The sequence below is a fragment of the Brevibacterium sp. S22 genome (assembly GCF_004745485.1).
Classification (GTDB): Bacteria; Actinomycetota; Actinomycetes; order Actinomycetales; family Brevibacteriaceae; genus Brevibacterium.
Genome location: NZ_RHFG01000015.1, coordinates 96,283 through 113,028, shown reverse-complemented (window position 1 = coordinate 113,028; position 16,746 = coordinate 96,283). Strand labels below are relative to the sequence as shown.

At 65.7% G+C, this 16,746-nt stretch carries 15 protein-coding genes; 8 read left to right on the top strand and 7 right to left on the bottom strand.

The features are described 5' to 3' along the window. Window positions 1–904, top strand: a 904-nt coding sequence (locus tag EB835_RS13300; protein WP_135809937.1) for an enolase C-terminal domain-like protein, incomplete at its 5' end; no start/stop codon positions are given. A gap of 6 nt (window positions 905–910) precedes the next feature. Here the strand turns inward: EB835_RS13300 and EB835_RS13295 are convergent. Continuing rightward, on the bottom strand, window positions 911–1,615 hold the full coding sequence (locus EB835_RS13295; RefSeq protein ID WP_135809936.1) for a hypothetical protein: 705 nt from the start codon (window positions 1,613–1,615) through the stop codon (window positions 911–913). Window positions 1,616–1,629: 14 nt separating this feature from the next. Beyond that, window positions 1,630–3,183 carry an alpha/beta hydrolase gene (locus EB835_RS13290; RefSeq protein WP_135809935.1) on the bottom strand — a complete coding sequence of 518 codons (1,554 nt, stop codon included), beginning with the start codon at window positions 3,181–3,183 and terminating at the stop codon, window positions 1,630–1,632. A gap of 59 nt (window positions 3,184–3,242) precedes the next feature. Here EB835_RS13290 and menD point away from each other — a divergent pair, with 59 nt between their 5' ends. Further along, window positions 3,243–5,063, top strand: coding sequence for a 2-succinyl-5-enolpyruvyl-6-hydroxy-3-cyclohexene-1-carboxylic-acid synthase (gene menD, locus EB835_RS13285; protein ID WP_240688735.1), 1,821 nt, complete (start codon window positions 3,243–3,245; stop codon window positions 5,061–5,063). A gap of 88 nt (window positions 5,064–5,151) precedes the next feature. Here menD and EB835_RS13280 read toward each other — a convergent pair whose 3' ends face one another. Continuing rightward, window positions 5,152–6,516: an isochorismate synthase gene (locus EB835_RS13280; protein WP_135809934.1), complete on the bottom strand. Its 1,365-nt coding sequence runs from the start codon at window positions 6,514–6,516 to the stop codon at window positions 5,152–5,154. A gap of 82 nt (window positions 6,517–6,598) precedes the next feature. Between EB835_RS13280 and EB835_RS13275 the strand changes: the two genes are divergently transcribed. The 4 genes from EB835_RS13275 (at window position 6,599) to EB835_RS13260 (ending at window position 10,856) form a co-directional block, all read left to right on the top strand. Then, window positions 6,599–7,348, top strand: coding sequence for a demethylmenaquinone methyltransferase (locus tag EB835_RS13275; protein ID WP_135809933.1), 750 nt, complete (start codon window positions 6,599–6,601; stop codon window positions 7,346–7,348). 2 nt (window positions 7,349–7,350) lie between these two features. Further along, complete coding sequence (locus tag EB835_RS13270; protein WP_135809944.1) at window positions 7,351–8,652, top strand: geranylgeranyl reductase family protein; 1,302 nt, start codon at window positions 7,351–7,353, stop codon at window positions 8,650–8,652. A gap of 66 nt (window positions 8,653–8,718) precedes the next feature. Next, a complete protein-coding gene (locus tag EB835_RS13265) occupies window positions 8,719–9,729 on the top strand; it encodes a polyprenyl synthetase family protein (protein WP_135809932.1) in 1,011 nt (336 codons plus the stop codon). A gap of 59 nt (window positions 9,730–9,788) precedes the next feature. Next, the gene (locus EB835_RS13260; RefSeq protein ID WP_135809931.1) at window positions 9,789–10,856 is read left to right on the top strand and encodes a permease; all 1,068 of its coding nucleotides are present in this window, start codon (window positions 9,789–9,791) and stop codon (window positions 10,854–10,856) included. Here EB835_RS13260 and EB835_RS13255 read toward each other — a convergent pair. From EB835_RS13255 to rarD, 4 genes are all read right to left on the bottom strand, one after another. After that, complete coding sequence (locus EB835_RS13255; RefSeq protein WP_135809930.1) at window positions 10,853–11,596, bottom strand: hypothetical protein; 744 nt, start codon at window positions 11,594–11,596, stop codon at window positions 10,853–10,855. The genes EB835_RS13260 and EB835_RS13255 overlap by 4 nt on opposite strands. Then, a complete protein-coding gene (locus EB835_RS13250) occupies window positions 11,593–12,510 on the bottom strand; it encodes an ABC transporter ATP-binding protein (protein ID WP_135809929.1) in 918 nt (305 codons plus the stop codon). The genes EB835_RS13255 and EB835_RS13250 overlap by 4 nt, the downstream gene beginning before the upstream one ends. A 3-nt stretch (window positions 12,511–12,513) precedes the next feature. Continuing rightward, complete coding sequence (locus EB835_RS13245) at window positions 12,514–12,915, bottom strand: GntR family transcriptional regulator (protein WP_135809928.1); 402 nt, start codon at window positions 12,913–12,915, stop codon at window positions 12,514–12,516. Between the two features lie 181 nt (window positions 12,916–13,096). Next, window positions 13,097–14,008 carry an EamA family transporter RarD gene (rarD, locus tag EB835_RS13240; RefSeq protein WP_135809927.1) on the bottom strand — a complete coding sequence of 304 codons (912 nt, stop codon included), beginning with the start codon at window positions 14,006–14,008 and terminating at the stop codon, window positions 13,097–13,099. 175 nt (window positions 14,009–14,183) lie between these two features. On the opposite strand from rarD, the gene EB835_RS13235 reads away from it, so the two are divergent. Further along, window positions 14,184–15,602, top strand: a complete 1,419-nt coding sequence (locus EB835_RS13235) for an FAD-dependent oxidoreductase (RefSeq protein ID WP_135809926.1) — start codon at window positions 14,184–14,186, stop codon at window positions 15,600–15,602. A 216-nt stretch (window positions 15,603–15,818) separates the two neighbouring features. Then, window positions 15,819–16,745 (top strand): GTP pyrophosphokinase, encoded by a 927-nt coding sequence (locus EB835_RS13230; protein WP_135809925.1) that lies wholly within the window; start codon window positions 15,819–15,821, stop codon window positions 16,743–16,745. Window position 16,746 lies beyond the last annotated feature (1 nt).

Genomic DNA, 16,746 nt, shown 5'->3' with positions numbered 1-16,746 from the left:
CGTGATGCGTCGGCTGCGTCAGACGGGTAGAAGAGACGCCCCCTCCACCGGTCCCGGGGGCGGTGCCGCCCCGGCCGCCGAGACGGACGGTGAGATCGTCGCCGTCAACGGCACCCTGCCGGCGTGCCCGCCGGATCACGTCGAATCGATCCTGTCCCGCTACGGTCAGGTCAGCACCGTCAAGGCGAAGGTCGCCGAGCACGGTTTCGCCTCTTTCGAAGCCGACCTGGCGCGGCTGCGGGAGTTCCGCCGGCTCTGCCCGGACACGACTCTGCGGCTGGACGCGAACGCAGGATACACCCCTGCCGAAGCGGTTGAGGTCTGTTCGGCCTTCGCCGATTTCGACCTCCAGTACTTCGAACAGCCCGTGCCCGAGGTCGAGCAGCTCGCCGAACTGCGTGAAGAGCTCGCTCGACGAGGACTGCCGATCGTGATCGCCGCCGACGAATCGATCCGTAAGGCCGAGGACCCGCTGCGCGTGGCCGAACTCGGGGCCGCCGAGGTCATCATCGTCAAGGTCCAGCCGCTGGGTGGCATCGGCGCCGCCCTCGACGTCATCAGCACCTCGGGTCTGCCCGCCGTCGTGTCCTCGGCCCTCGAGTCGTCCGTCGGTCTGGCCGCCGGAGCCGAACTCGCCGCCAGGCTTCCGCGCACCGACCGCAGTCGGGACATCCTCGGTGATCGGGTGGCCTGTGGTCTGGGCACCGGTCGTCTCTTCACCGCCGATGTCGTCGCCGAGGACGAGGCCCTGACCCCGATCGACGGCACTATCGCGGTGAAGAGAATCGTCCCGGACCCTGACCGCCTGCAGCAGCTGGCGGTGGATCCGGGACGATACGAGTGGTGGGCCGGGCGGCTTCAGAACTGCTGGAACGCTCTGCGCGGTTCGACCGAGCTCGGCTGAAGCGGGTCAGCCCTCTTTCTTCACGGCCTCGACGAAAGCGTCTGCGGCATTCGTCACGGTCGCTTCTTCGACATCGGCGAGATTGGTCACGGAGACGAGGTTGTTGCCGACCCGAGAGGTGATGATGCGGATCTCGGTGGCGGTCTGCCCGCCGGTTTCGACAGAAGCGACGACGCCTGAGGCTTCGTCGGCCCCGGCGACCTCGGCGTCGAAGGTCTTGTACTTCATCGACATCTCCAGGCCTGCAGTCGTCATCTTCACGTCGCTGCACTCTTCGGCGATCTTCGCAGTGCCGTCGAGCTGTGTCTGTGCGTCGTCGACGCTGTCGAAGCTGGACAGACCCGCGGACAGGACGTTGTCTGTTGAGGACCCAGCCACATTGGTGCCGCCCGAGGCGAGGTTCGAATTGACCAGGTCGAGAGTGATGTCTTTGCACTCGGCAGGCTCGAACTCCGAGCTCTCCAGCGCCTTGGCCATCTCGCCGTTGTCCTGGCCGGCACCGTCGACGGCCTTGAACGACTGGCCGTCGACCTGGGTCGATTCGAGGATCTCCTTGAGCTGGGCTGCGTCGAGCTTCTTCGCTTCCGGCTGTGCCTCGCCCGCCGGTGCGGAATCGCCGTTGTCAGCCTGGTCCGGATTGTCGCCGCCGCCCGTACAGCCGACGAGCGAGAGCCCGGCGATGAGAGCGATGGCTGGGAGTATGCGTTTCATGTTGGCCTCTCGAGTCAGCGTTCTGCGGAATCAGCGGTCGACGATTCGCGACTGTACTCAATATAGTCTTCTGCGGTCTCATCCGCGGAACCTGCCTGTGCCGGATCTGGAACATCGGCCGTGGACCGTCCTCCACGCACCCCCGCCCCGGTGTGTCCGCGGTCGGCAGCAGCATCCTCCGGTGCCGAGGCGATCCTCACTGTAGTCACCTCGTCCCGTCCCAGCGCGGTGAAGTGGGCCGTGCGCTTTCCGGGGATGATCGGGTCGTGCATGGCAGCGGCCAACCGACCGGTGAACGTCAGCCGCCCCTTCTTGTCCGCCTTCTGCTGGTAGGCGTTGTCCCCGCTGGGACCGGACACACTGATGTCGTAGCGGCGGCCGGGTTCGAAGAGTCCCGGAGTGCGGACGCGGAAGCTGCCGGTGCCGGTCAGCGAGAAGCCGGCGGCACTGACGGCGTCGAAGCGCACGACCTGTGCGCGACGGCGGGAGATCTCGACCCGCCAACCGTGGATGTCGAAGAGGGCATGACCGGAGAGGTAGGTGAACTGGCCGCCGTCGGCCACGCGATCGGTGAGGCCACGGTCCGAACTCGCATAGTCGCGTCGCCTGGCGAGTGTTTTCAGCCACGCTCCGAGTTCCCGTTCCCAGCTGGTCCAGTTGTGGAGACCGCTGGTGCGCGGAAACCAGGAATGGCGGATGCCGAGGGCATTGAGGCGGGCGGAGAAGCGCTCGCCCTGACTGCTGATCAGCGTCTCCAACAGGTCTCGATCCTTTACTCCCTCGAGGCTGCCGGACCCGGCGCTGAACCACAGATCGAGCCCGCGGAGATTCTCGGCCAGTGCATAGGGGGAATTGGCCAGCCATTCGCTGCGGTCGGAGGCCGGATCACCGAACAGGCTCAGTGACCGGGCGCCTTCGCGCATTGCGATGATGTCGAAGGCCGGAACGGTCGACAGCGGATCCAGGGGAGAGGAGAACGCTGCTGCCGAACCGTACCGATCCGGATGCCAGGCCGCGTACTTCATCGCGCCGTATCCGCCCATCGACAGTCCCGCCAGCAGCTGACTGCTCGGCGCCCGATCGACGGAGAAGTTCGCTGAGAGGAACGCTGGGATCTCCTCGGTGTGGAATCGCGGCCAATCGTGGACTTCACTGCCGACGGCCAGGCGCGAATAGGTCCCCGCCCCGCCGTCGGGCATGACGACGAGGTACGGCGAGTCGATGGTGAGCTCTTCGGCGGACCCGAAATCCGTCCATGACCGGAAATCGTCACCGCCTCCGTGGAAGAGGCAGATGACGGGGCTGACCTCGGCGGGAATCCCCGGCAGCAGCACCCGCACTCCGACGGTGCGGCCGAGCGCAGGGGAGTAGAGGAAGAATTCGCGCAGCCTCGGCGAGAGTTTCCGCTTGTCCCGGATATGCCAGGTCCGGGCGTCCTTCCCGCGCGGTTCGGGGCCGAGGAAGGAGGTGGTCTGGTCGCGGGCGGGATAGCGTCCGCGTTGGGAGCGAGCCGCGGTCAGGGTGCGGATGGCACGTGCTCCCATCGCGATGATCAACGAGCGGCGCATTTCTCGAGATTAGAGGGCAGAGATGAACCACAGGTGGTCAGGTGGTTGAATATCAGGTGATGTCGAATTCGAGCGCGGTGGCGCAGCAGATTGCCCGAACTCTGGTCCTGACCGGGGTCAGTGATGTCGTCTTCGCCCCCGGATCCCGGTCCGCTCCCTTGGTCTATGCCCTCGGCCCACTCGCCGAGGCGGGGCTGATCCGCACTCATGTGCGCATCGATGAGCGCGACGCCGCCTTCCTCGCACTCGGCCTGGCCCGCGGCCTGCGTGCCCGCGGCAGCGAGTCCGCGGTGGCGGTCGTGACGACATCCGGATCGGCCGTGGCCAACCTCCATCCCGCGATCCTTGAGGCCTCGTACGGGCATCTGCCGCTGCTCGCGCTCACCGCGGACCGTCCCGCCCGACTGCGTGCCACCGGAGCCAACCAGACCATCGACGATCAGTCGCAGGTGCTCTCGGATGTCCGTGCTCGCTTCGACATTCCCGCCGGTGCGGATCCGGAGACCGTTGATCGTGCGGTGACCGCCGCTGTGACGGTGTCGGTGAGTCAGGTCGGTGCAGCCGACACCGAGGTGGCCGGACCGGTCCAGTTCAATGTGCAGTTCGACACCCCGCTGGTCCCGACCCCAGACGAACTGAGGATGTGGACCGATGAGATCGTGGAGGTGACCGAGTCCGAGCCTTCGTCGAAGACGGCCAGGCAGGCCGTGACCGTCGCATCGTCCGAGACGGTCGCCGAGACGGTCGCCGAGGCGGAGCCGACTGATGAGTCGCGCCCCGAAGCCACCGTGACCATCACCGATGGGACGGTCATCGTCGCCGGAGACGCCGGCGGCCATTCAGCCGAGTCCCTGCGGGGGCTGGCCGCAGACCACCACCTGCCGATGCTCGCCGAACCCTCGAGTCCGTTGGCGCGTACGTCGCGGCCCTCGGCCTCCAGCGCCGCCGAGCATTCGACCTCGGTGCCCGCTCACGCCCGCGTGCTCAGCGACCACGCCGAGCTGCGGGAGGCGATCCGCACCGTCATCGTCCACGGCAAACCGACCCTGACGAGGCCCGTCGCAGCACTGATCGCCGACGAATCGGTGACTGTTCAGCGCATGCCCGACGATATTGATGCCCTGACCCTGACCGTCGCCGACGAGACGACTGTCGCGGATGACGCGACGGGCGCGGGAGAGGCACAGGGCAACGCCGCCTCGGGGCCGAGCTGGGTGCGCGCGTGGATCGAAGCCGGGACGTCCCTTGTCGCAGCCGCACGGGCAGAACGGCATGCGGAATCCGACACAGCCGGACCCGCGTGCGCCGCCTCGGCGAAGGGATTCCCATCGACTGCACGGGCGATCACCGAACACCTCGCCGCCCAGGACATCACCCTCTTCGTGGCGAGTTCGAACTCGGTGCGCTATCTCAGCGACGCCACCGACATCCGCGCCCGCATCCACGCCTCCCGCGGACTGGCCGGAATCGACGGACTGGTCTCCACCGCCACGGGACTGTCCCTGGGACTGGACGAACCAGTGGTCCTGCTCATCGGAGACATTGCCATGCTCCACGACATCGGCGGACTGCTCACCCCCAGTGCCGAAGACGCCGGGGACGTGACGATCGTGGTGCTCAACGACGACGGGGGAGCGATCTTCTCCGGACTCGAACATTCCCAGTCCCACCTCGAGGGTTTCTTGGACCGGTACTTCACGGTCCCGCATGGTCGCGGATTCGCAGAACTCGCCGCCGCCTTCGGCTGGGACTATGCGTCGGTCGAGAGCGCAGGCGAGTTCGAACGCGCCTTGGCCGGTGGAGGCGCCACAGACGTGACCGGTTCAGTCACTGCTGCGGTCACTCGCCGCATCATCGAAGTCGCCCGCGCGCTGACCTAGTCCGCTCACTCATCGCCTGCGTCGAAGAACACGCCGTGCACGGCACGTTCTTCGACGCAGGCGGTGAGTGAGCCGCCTGATCCGGCGCTCAGTCGAGTCCGAGCGCCCGACGCATGGGAGCGAGCTTCGCATTCGTCTCGGCCACCTCGGCGGCGGGATCCGAATCGGGCATGATCCCGGCACCGGCATACAGTCGGATCCGGTTGCGGTCCTCAAGCTGACCGCAGCGCAGAGCGATGCCGAACTGGCCGTTGCCGCGCCCGTCCATCCAACCGACGGGACCGGAGTAACGACCGCGGTCGAGGGGTTCGAGCTCATCGACATGAGCAACCGCGCTCGCCTGCGGATACCCTCCGACGGCAGCAGTGGGATGGACCGCTGCGGCGACGTCGAGGGCGGTGAGCCCGGAGTCGGGGGAGAGGTTCGCCTGCGCATCCGAAGCGGAATGGATGACATTGGCCAAGGGCAGCAGGTGGGGACGCTCGTCGACGGTGACATCCTCGGCAACCGAATCCAGACTGCGCTGCAGCGAGGCGATGGCGAACGCATGCTCGGTGCTGTCCTTGTGCGCGCTGAGAAGCTTCCTGGCCTCCGGCATCTCCTCCATCGGGTTCTTCTCCACCCGATAGGTCCCAGCCAGGACACGCGAGGTCACCTTGTTGTCCTCGACTCCGATGAGCAGCTCCGGGGTCGACCCGATGAGACCGGCGATGTCGAAGGTCCAGCAGCTCGGGTAGCTGCGGTTGAGTGCGCCGAGCACCGCACGCACGTCGATGTCCTCCTCGGTGGTGACCACCTCGTCGCGGGCGAGGACGATCTTGCGCAGAGTCGGATCATTCGAGAACGCGTCCACTTCCGCCGAGGTGTCGACCGGGGTGAGCATGGCAGCGACCTGTTCGACGAGTCGGGACCACCTCTCGGGGTCGAGATCCCCGGCCTCGGCGCGGGCCGAATGCACGCGCTGCAGCGGTTCGGCCTGAAGGATCGGAGGCAGAGGCGGCGTCTCTTCGGTGGAGATCGACGTCAGCCACACACGACCGCCGCGGCGACCGAGCACGAATTCGGGGACGTGGATGATCGAATCGACCGCGGATTCGCCCGAATACGCGACCGTGGCAAAGCACATGAGTCCGGAGCCGAGCAGATCGACCTCATCCTCGACCTCAGCCGCCTCGGTGATGGCCTTCCAGGCATCCGACAGGTCGGTGAACCTTTCGGGACCGCGGGCCCGGATGCGCACGGCGCGGCCGAAGCCGATGAGACCGGAGGTGTCACGGACCCAGCAGGAGAACCCGTCGGTCGGCAGCAGTTCGAGCGTCTGCTCCACGGTCGTGGGCAGGCCCGATTCGAAGGGGAAGCCGGGTCCGGGATCGACGTCGTCGACGAAACGGGACCGCACACGCAGACGCGGAGGAGCGGAGAGGATGTCGGAAGTGTCGAAAGTCAAAGTCATGTCGCCTCGATTGTAGACGAGGACATCAGCCGTCGGGGATCCGGATTCGCCCTCCCGGTTCAGGTGTTGAGAGAATATGGTCATGAACCGTGCCAAGCTGGACAAACAGCCCGCCGACGTCGCGTCGATGTTCGATGATGTCGCCTCTCGATACGATCTCACGAACGATGTCCTCTCCTTCGGACTCGCCCGCGTCTGGAGGCGCACCGTCGCCCATTCCGTGGCCGCCGGGCCCGGTGAGCGAGTGCTCGATCTGGCTGCCGGAACCGGCACCTCCTCGATGGCATTCACCCACCATGGCGCCGAGGTGGTCGCCGGGGACATCTCCACTGGAATGCTCACCGAAGGTCGCCGCCGCCACCCCGAGATCGATTTCATCTACGCCGATGCGATGGATCTGCCCTTCGCCGATTCCAGCTTCGATGTCGTCACGATCTCCTTCGGCATCCGCAACGTCAACGATGTCGATCAGGCCCTTGGCGAGATGCTGCGTGTGCTCAAGCCCGGCGGCCGCCTCGTCATCTGCGAATTCTCCACCCCGACATGTGACTCATTCAGCCTTGTGTACAAGGAATATCTGATGCGGGCCCTGCCGGCCGTTGCCCGGGCCGTGTCCTCGAATCCGGACGCCTATGCCTACCTGGCCGAGTCGATCCGCGACTGGCCGAACCAGGATGCCTTCGCCCACCAGATCCTCGACGCCGGCTTCGACCAGGTGAAGCACCGCAATCTCACCGGCGGCATCGTCGCCGTCCACCATGCCCTCAAGCCCGCCGCAGCGAGCACGGACTCAGCAGCAGAGGCCGACACCACGGAGCCGACCCAGCCTTGACGATGAATGAGTTCGATGCCGAGGTCGTCGTCGTCGGTGCCGGCCCGGCCGGCTCGGCGATCGGCGCCTACCTCGCCCAGGCCGGGCACGAGGTCATCATCGTAGAGAAGTCCGGTTTCCCACGCGATAAGATCTGCGGCGATGCCCTGACTCCGCGTGCGGTCAAGGAAGCCGGCTACCTGGGAATGGAGCTGCCCGCCTCCGACGGCTGGCACAAGAACAAGGGGCTGCGGCTCATCGGCGGCGGGCACCGGCTCGAACTCGACTGGCCGGACATCGACGGCACTCCGAACTATGGGCTCACCCGCCCGCGCATGAGCATGGACGAAGCCTTCGCCCGGCATGCTCAGCGCAGCGGTGCGAGACTCTTCGAACAGGTGCGGGCCATGTCTCCGGACATCGGTGACGACGGATGGATCCGCGGGATCCATGCCTCCGGCACCGACCACCGGGGTCGCCGTGTCGGTCCCGAAGCCCACTTCAGGGCACCGATCGTCATTGCCGCAGACGGAGTCTCCTCCCGCCTGGCTGTGTCCATGGGCATGGAGAAGCGCGACGATCGTCCGATGGGAATAGCCGCCCGCGCTTATCACACGACGCCTCGGCACGCCGACGACTACATCGAATCCTGGGTGGAGATGAGGTCGACGAACGCGGCTGGGGAATCCGAGACCCTGCCCGGGTACGGATGGATCTTCCCCCTCGGCGACGGCACCGTGAATATCGGTGCCGGACTGCTTGACTCCTCACCCCAGTTCAAGTCGGTGGACCTGCGGGCAATGATGAGCAGTTGGATTGCGGACATGGGCCATGAGTGGGGCATCGACGAATCCACCGCCCTGGGACCGATCAAGTCCGCGGCCCTGCCGATGGCCTTCAACCGCACCCCGCATTTCCACCGTGGGCTGCTGCTCGTCGGCGATTCCGGGGGAATGGTCAATCCGTTCAACGGCGAAGGCATCGACTATGCCCTGGAATCCGCACGCATCGCCGCCGAGGTGATCTCCACATATTCCCGCTATCCGCAGGCCGTGATGCGTCGCCGGCTGCAGGAGTACCCGGCACTGCTCGGAGACTCTCTGGGAGGCTATTTCACCCTGGGCCGAGTTTTCGCCTCGATCATCGGCCATCCTGCGCTCATGCAGTTCGGAATCAAGTACGGTATGGGTGTTGACGTTGTGATGGAGTTCGTCGTCAAATTGTTGGCGAACCTCTACCGCGACCCGAAGGTCTCCGAGGCCGATCTCATCGACAGGGTCATCTCGGCCCTGACCCGAATCGTCCCGGCCACCAGCAATGTCTGAACGTGTGAGCGAAGGCTTCGCGCGCAAGGGCGAGGACAACCACCGACTACGACGAATGACGAGGACATGAGCCACCCAGCCTCTCCGGCCACCTTCACCGGTGACGACGCCCAGCTCGCGGCGGAGATCTCGACTCAGTTGGACGCCGTCGAGGCCAGGCTCTACGAGGTGACCGCGCAGATGCGTCGGCTGCCCGATGAGACCTCGAAGCATCTGCTGGCCGCCGGCGGCAAGCGCGCCCGCCCGAACCTCGTGCTGCTCACCGCCCGCCTGGGCCAGGCCGACACCGAGGACATCATCGACGCGGCCGTGGCCGTCGAGCTCATCCACCTCGCCTCGCTCTACCATGACGACGTCATGGACGACGCCCCCGTGCGCCGCGGGGCACCGGCCGCCCACGAGGTGTGGGGCAACTCGGTGGCCATCCTCACCGGCGATCTGCTGTTCTCCAAGGCCTCCGGGGTGACGGCGAAGCTCGGTCCCGAGGCCGTGCGCATCCAGGCCGAGACCTTCGAACGCCTCGTCCTCGGTCAACTCAACGAATTCGCCGGACCACCGGAGGGCGCCGACGTCATCGATCACTACATCCAGGTGCTCGCGGACAAAACGGGCTCGCTCATCGCCACCTCGGCGCAGTTCGGGGTCATGTTCTCCGGTGCGGATCCGGCGCTGGCCGAACCCGTGCGGATCTTCGGTGAGCGCGTGGGCGTGGCCTTCCAGCTCGCCGACGACATCATCGACCTCACCACCACGTCCTCGGTGTCGGGCAAGACTCCGGGTACGGACCTGCGCGAACGCGTCCCGACCCTGCCCGTGCTCTATGTGCGTGCCGCGGCCGCGGACGGTGATGATTCCGCCGCCGAGGTGGTGCGCCTCCTCGATCAGGATCTGAGCTCCGACGCCGCCTTGGAGACTGCCCGGGCCGCCCTGGCTGCGCATCCTGTGACCGAACGCGCCCGCGCCGAGGCTCTGCGTTGGGCCGATGAGGCGAAGGCCGCACTCGAGCCGCTCCCGACGGGTCAGGTCAAGGACTCCCTGTTCGCGTTCGCCGACTCCGTCGTCTCCCGCACCTCCTGAACTTCTCCCGCTCACGATTCCGTGCCGCATCACGCCGGCCGAAGCAAGGACGAACAGCGATGACCAGCCCAGCGGCACCGTTGCCCACACAGTCCTCAAGACGACTGGCTCCCGCCGATTGGATCGGCCTGGGCGTCCTCGTCGCCGTCCTCGTGGTGGGGCTGAGCTGGTCGAAATGGCTTCCCTACTGGGACAAAGCTTGGACGATGAGCCAGACCTCGGTGTGGGACGGAAGCCCGCTCTTCGACGCGGCCGGCGACACGATCTCGCTCGCCGGGGCCTGGGACTTCACGCTCGTGTACTTCACGGCTGTGTGGAAGGCGCTGCTCGTGGCACTGCTCGTCGCTGCGGCCATCGATGCCCTCGTGCCTCGCGACTGGCTGCTGCGGCTGCTCAACCGCCGCAGCCACACGGGTCAGGCCCTCGTCGGAGCCGCTCTGTCCACGCCGAGCATGATGTGCACCTGCTGTGCGGCACCCGTTGCTGCCGGTCTGCGCGACACCGGGGTGAGACGGTCCGCGGCGCTGGCGTACTGGGTCGGCAATCCGCTGCTCAACCCGGCCGTGCTCATCTTCTTAGCCCTCGTCCTGCCGTGGCAGTATGTGGCCGTGCGCATCGTCTTCGCCGTTCTCATCGCGGTGGGCGCGAGTGCGCTGATCGGACGGTGGGGGACCGGACGCAGCGAGATCGTGCCCGACCCGAGCCCCTCCTCGGCGAGGCTGACGTCCCTGCCGGCACGCTGCCTGCGGTCGCTGGGACGGTTCACGCTCATCCTCGTGCCCGAACACTTCGCGCTCGTCTTCCTCATCGGACTGCTCGCCCCGTGGCTGACCGGGGTCTATGGCCTCGAAGCTCAGCTGGGCGCTGGTGCGGTGCTCGTCGTGGCAGTGGTGGCGACCCTGCTCGTCATCCCCACTGGGGGAGAGATCCCGATCATCCTCACCCTCCTGCCCCTGGGCGTCGGTGCCGGCGTCACCGGAGCCCTGCTCATCGCCCTGCCTGCCCTGAGCATTCCGTCGATGGTCATGGTCGGCAAGGCGATGGGGTGGAGGACGACCGCGGCGATGGGTGCCGCCGTGGCGGTGGCCGCGATACTCGCCGGGGGAACGCTGGCGGTGCTGAGCTAGGAGGTCAGGCGGCGCAGCGTGAGGTACGACCCCAGCGCGAAGATCGCAGTCAATCCCAGCGCCCAGAGCGCCAGGCCGATCGCCTGCGTCTCCAACAACCACATCCACAGCTCGCCCCAGGACTGGTTGAAGCTCAGCCAGGCGGCACCGGCCAACAGCACCAAAGCGATGGCGAAGATCGCGAGCGTGAGGATGAGCGAACCGAAGCGCTTATTGGCGATCGCGAACCAGAAGCCGAGGACGAACCACAGCATCGTGAGTACGAAGTAGATGAGACCGGCGGCCAAGGGTCCGGCCTCCCACACCCACGGCAAGTATGCGAAATAGCCGCCCATGCCGTAGCCGTCGGTGGCCTGCTCGATGAGTCCGAGGGCGACGAAGACGGTCGAGATTCCGACGGCGCTGATCGCGGCCGCCATAAGGGAACCGAGGTAGAACTCCCGGCGAGTGAGGCTCATGGCCTGGGAGAAGTAGAACGTGAGGTTCATCGCCTGGGCTCCGACGACGGCGAAGTACCACAGCGGAGCCTGAGATCCGCCGCTGTACATCGGCCCGTCGACGCCCGACGCCGAGATGATCCAGTAGATGATGAGGGTGACCAGCCATACCCCGCCGAGGACGACGACGGGGACCCAGACGAAGGTCTGAGTGTTCGTGAACTGGAGTCGGACGACTCCCAGCGTGCGGTTCCTCGGACGGGAGGGAGCGGTTCGGGATGGGCGTTCGATCGCAGCGGTCATGACTGCAGGCTCCTGACTTCGGTGTCGGCTGCGGGATGGTCGGGGGAATCTGCCTGCGTGCTGCGGACGATGAGCTGCTGCAGGGAGACGGGAGTGAGATCGAGGTTCGCCTCGGCGATGAAGTCACGGTCGGTTCTGCTGAGATGGCCGAGCATCGTCACCGAGGCCACTCGACCGAGTGATTCGCGGTGGATGACCTCACGGCCGGCCGCGAGGCGGTTGATCGCGTCGACATCGCCGACGACGTTGACCGCGCGGTTGCGGACTTCCTCGGTGGCCTCATCGATGATGATGCGGCCGCGGTCGATGACGATGACGTTCTCGATGAGATCGGCGACCTCGTCGATGAGGTGGCTCGAGAGCATGATGGTGCGAGGATGGTCTGCGTAGTCGGTGATGAGCCGGTCGTAGAAGGTCTGCCGAGCCACGGCGTCGAAGCCGAGGTAGGGCTCGTCGAAGAAGGTGATCTCGGCGCGGGAGGCCAGCCCGATGATGACGCCGATGGCGGACTGCTGACCGCGGGAGAGCTTCTTGATGACTGTCTTCAGCGGCAGGCGAAAGTCATCGATGAGCGCTTCGGCAAGGTCCTGATCCCAGTGGGGGAAGAACAGCCGGGCATTCGTGAGCGCGTGCCTGGCATTCGAATCGTCTGGATATTTCTGGCTCTCACGGACGAAGCACATGCGGTTGAGTGCTCGGGCGTTCTCGTACGGGTTCTCGCCGAAGACCTCGACCTCGCCGCTGGTGGCGAAGTTCTGGGCGGTGAGGATCGACATCAGCGTCGTCTTGCCGGCGCCGTTGCGCCCCAACAGCCCGTAGATCGAATCCTCTTCGATGCTCAGGCTGACATCATCCAGCGCGGTCGTGTTCTTGTATGTCTTGGTGAGGTGGCGGACCTCGATGACGGAGTTCATTGGTCATCCTTTCGCTGCGGTTGGATCGAGTGCAGTGGTCAGATGGAGTTCTTGGGAGCGCTCTTCGATGAGCGCGATCACGTCCCTTGACCCCAAGCCGAGACGGTTGGCCTCGGCCAGCAGGGGAGTGATGAAGTTGTCGGAGAACGTGGTGCGATGTTCGTTGATGAGCAGAGCGCGGGCACCCTCGGTGACGAACATTCCGATGCCGCGCCGTTTCTCCAGCACGCCCTTGGACACGAGTTGATTGATGCCCTTGGCCGCAGTGGCCGGATTGATCGAATAGAAGCCGGCGAGCTCGTTGGTTGACGGCGCCCGCGAGAGCTCGGGCAGGGTTCCGTTGAGGATCGAGTCCTCGATCTTCTCGGCGATCTGAGTGAAGAGGGGTTTGGTGTCGTCGATCACGGCTGGCTCCATGTATGTCGGTTAGTTACCTAACTAATGAACCATGGTGCCGGTGGGGATGTCAAGAGATTCGGCTTCGGTTCTTTGACCGATCAGCGCGGAGAATTCTCCGGTCGGGCACGGTGATGCCGCCCCGACGAGGGTGACGGCGGGGCCGCCTCGGTGGTGGTGTGGGGCGGGGTCAGCGGTGTCGGCTGTGGCGGATCATGTCCGTGCACAGGAGGATCACGGCGATCCAGATGACGAAGAAGCCGATCCACCGGGTCGTCGACATCATCTCCCCGAGCACCGTGACGCCGAGCGTGAATTGGATGGTCGGGGTGAGGTACTGGAGCATGCCCACCCAGGACAGGGGGATGCGGCGTGCTGCGGCGCTGAAGAGGATGAGCGGGATCGCAGTGGCCGGGCCGGTGATGATGATGACGAAGACGTGCCAGCCGCCGAAGCCGGTGAACGTCTGCAGGCCCAGCGAACCGAGGGAGATGAGGTAGATCGCCGAGGGTACGGTGAGGACGAGGCTTTCGACAGCCATGCCTTCGAGGGCGCCCACGCGGCCGCCGACCTTGTTCTTGGCTAGTCCGTAGAGGCCGAACGACAGGGCGACGGTGAACGCAAGGTAGGGGACGCGGCCGAGGCCGATGCCGACGATGATGACGGCGAGCAGGCCGAAGCCGACGGCCGTCCACTGCAGCGGACGCAGCTTCTCGCCGAGGAAGACCACACCGAGGCCGATGGAGATGAGCGGGTTGAGGTAATAGCCGAGGGAGATCTCGACGAGTTGATTGGTTTCGACTCCGTAGATGAACGTCGTCCAGTTGATGGCGATGAGCACAGAGGCCAGGAGCAGGAGGCCGAAGAGGCGCGGTGAGCGCAGGATCTGCCAGGTGCGCAGGAATCCGCCGGTGAAGATGAGGAGGATGCCGCAGAAGCCCAGCGACCAGATGACTCGGTGGGAGACGAGTTCGAGGGCGCCGGTGGGTGCCGCCGCCGCGAAGAGCAGCGGCATCACGCCCCACAGCAGGTAGGCGGAGAATCCGTTGATCAGGCCGGCACGGCGGATTGCGCTCTCATCGGGGGCAGGGTTCTGACTCACAGGCTTCAGTCTAATGAGATGGGGGCGCGGGGGAGACCGCGGCCTGCTGACGAGATGACGAGGTGGAGTGGACGGCGGTGTGTCGGGCAGGAGGCAATGCGAGTTTGATCACGTCATTGTAAGGATGACCTACATTGACGATAGACTCGTTGGGAATGAAAAGAGAGGTGTGAGAATGACTCGTCCCTTCCGGGTGGCCATCGTCGGCGCCGGTCCCGCCGGGATCTACGCGGCCGATCTCATGACGAAGGCGGAGCGTGATTTCGATCTGAGCATCGATCTCTTCGACCGTCTGCCGACTCCCTTCGGTCTCGTCCGCTATGGGGTCGCCCCCGACCACCCGCGGATCAAGGGCATCATCAACGCCCTGATCAAGGTCCTCGACCGCGGTGATATCCGACTGTTCTCCAATGTCGAGTACGGAGTCGACCTCCACCTCGAAGAGCTCACAGACCGCTACGACGCGGTGATCTTCTCCACCGGCTGCTTCGTCGATGCCGGACTCGATCTGCCCGGCATCGATCTGCCCGGCTCCTATGGTGCCGCGGACTTCGTCAACTGGTACGACTCGCACCCCGATGTCAGCCAGGAATGGCCGCTGGATGCGCAGCGCGTCGCTGTCATCGGCAACGGCAATGTCGCACTCGACGTCGCCCGCGTGCTGGCGAAGCAGGCCGACGATATGCACACCACGGAGATCCCCGATCACGTCTACGAGGGCCTCAAGGCCTCCCGCGTCACCGATGTCCACATCTTCGGTCGCCGCGGTCCGGCTCAGGCGAAGTTCACTCCGCTGGAGCTGCGCGAACTCGGCCAGGTCAAGGATGTCGACATCATCGTCTACCCCGAGGACTTCGAGTTCGACGACGGGTCGATGCAGGCGATCGAGTCGAGCAACCAGACCAAACAGGTGGCAAAGACCCTCACGGACTTCACGATGCGTGAACCCACGGGAGCGAAGCGACGTCTCCACCTGCACTTCCTCCACGCGCCGGTCGCCATCCTCGGCGAGGACAAGGTGACCGGACTGCGCACGGAACGTCAGGAACTCGACGGCACCGGCGGCGTCAACGGCACCGGCAGCTTCCACGACTGGGACCTCGATGCCGTCTACCGTGCCGTCGGCTATGCGGGCACTCAGCTGCCCCAGCTGCCCTTCGACGAGCGCAAGCGTGTGATCCCGAACCATGAAGGACGAGTCGTCGACTGCGATGACCAGTCGGAGGCTGCCGAAGCCGATGTCGTCCAGGGTGTCTACACCACCGGATGGATCAAGCGCGGACCCGTCGGCCTCATCGGCCACACGAAGGGCGATGCGCTCGAAACCATCGGACACATCCTCGACGACCGTGCCGCCGGGGTGCTCACCGATCCGGTGTACCCGGACGAAGCGGCCATCGTCGAACTGCTCGAGTCCAAGGGCACCGACTTCGTCGATTGGGAGGGCTACCACCGCGTCGAGGCCGCTGAGAAGGCCGCCGGCGAGGTCGAGGGCCGTGAGCGGATCAAGCTCGCCACCCGTGAGGCGATGGTCGCCGAGGCGCGTATGCATGTCACCGCCGAATCCGTCGGTGAGCCGGCCACCGGCAGCTGACTCCGCCAGGCGGTGGCTTCACCGAGCCATCTCCTACAGTTAGGGCCACCTCCTACATTCCGGAGGCCATCGGGCACCGGCAGCGGCTTCTCCACCCGCTGCAGCGGGCAGACGAGTCGCTGCCGGTGTCTGATGCTTCCACCGCGTAGAGTCGGAGACGTCCAGATCGCTCCCGCGTGCGTGTCAAGGCGTCCGTCGGCCGGCAGAGGAGACCTCGTGAGAAACGAATCGCTGCTCAGAACGATCGTCGAACGTGCCTATGCCGAACGACTCGACGCCTGGCAGACGGCGGCCGTGCGGATCAAACACTGGCTCACCGAGCAGCAGAAGGGCCTGCTCAAGGACAAGGACATCTCCCGCCTCGACGTCGACGGGCACCGGATCAAGGATGCGGCCCGCACCCTGGCGAAGCTGACGGAGAAGGCCGAAGACGATCCGGAGCTCACGCTCACCTCCACCGAGGATGTCGAGGATCAGATCCGTGACATCGTCGGCGTCAAGGTGCTGTGCAAGTCACCGCGCGATCAGTCGATGATGTTCGCCGCTCTGCGCGATCCCGAGCAGCTCGGTTCGTTCGAGCTCATCGAGTGGAAAGACTACACGGACCCGCCGAAGGCCAGCGGCTACCGTGCCTGCCACGTCATCCTGCGCATCCCCTCCGACCGGGGACAGCCGGTCTTCGCAGAAATTCAGGTGAAGACGCGACTCCAGGACGCCTGGAGCGAGCTGACACACGAGGACATGTACAAACCCGGTGCTGCGATGAAGCCGAGCAAGCTGCACGGCGAATTTGCCCGGGCCATGGCGAACATGCTCGCCACCGTCGACGACATGGCCGACACCCTGGCCGTCGAACTCACGGCATTGACGAACCCCGAACCCGTGGTCGAACTCGAGGAGCTGCGTGAACAGGACACCGGTATCGAGGTCCGGGTCCGAGCGACCGGCCCGAAATACGCTCTCGCCGTCGACGGTTCGGGACGACAGGGCCTCATCCCGGCGTTTGCGATCCGTCGTCTCAGCGAGACGAAGGGCACGATCAAAGTCAACGACTACGTCCGCATCGATGATCGGCTGCGGGTCAGCGTCGAGGAGGACTCGAAAGGGCTGTACTACATCCCGCTCGAGCTTCCTCGACGCTGAT

Coding starts and splice junctions, on each gene's coding strand:
- EB835_RS13295 (WP_135809936.1), bottom strand. CDS start 1,615: ATGAAACGCATACTCCCAGCCATCGCTCTCATCGCCGGGCTCTCGCTC.
- EB835_RS13290 (WP_135809935.1), bottom strand. CDS start 3,183: ATGCGCCGCTCGTTGATCATCGCGATGGGAGCACGTGCCATCCGCACC.
- menD (WP_240688735.1), top strand. CDS start 3,243: ATGTCGAATTCGAGCGCGGTGGCGCAGCAGATTGCCCGAACTCTGGTC.
- EB835_RS13280 (WP_135809934.1), bottom strand. CDS start 6,516: ATGACTTTGACTTTCGACACTTCCGACATCCTCTCCGCTCCTCCGCGT.
- EB835_RS13275 (WP_135809933.1), top strand. CDS start 6,599: ATGAACCGTGCCAAGCTGGACAAACAGCCCGCCGACGTCGCGTCGATG.
- EB835_RS13270 (WP_135809944.1), top strand. CDS start 7,351: ATGAATGAGTTCGATGCCGAGGTCGTCGTCGTCGGTGCCGGCCCGGCC.
- EB835_RS13265 (WP_135809932.1), top strand. CDS start 8,719: ATGAGCCACCCAGCCTCTCCGGCCACCTTCACCGGTGACGACGCCCAG.
- EB835_RS13260 (WP_135809931.1), top strand. CDS start 9,789: ATGACCAGCCCAGCGGCACCGTTGCCCACACAGTCCTCAAGACGACTG.
- EB835_RS13255 (WP_135809930.1), bottom strand. CDS start 11,596: ATGACCGCTGCGATCGAACGCCCATCCCGAACCGCTCCCTCCCGTCCG.
- EB835_RS13250 (WP_135809929.1), bottom strand. CDS start 12,510: ATGAACTCCGTCATCGAGGTCCGCCACCTCACCAAGACATACAAGAAC.
- EB835_RS13235 (WP_135809926.1), top strand. CDS start 14,184: ATGACTCGTCCCTTCCGGGTGGCCATCGTCGGCGCCGGTCCCGCCGGG.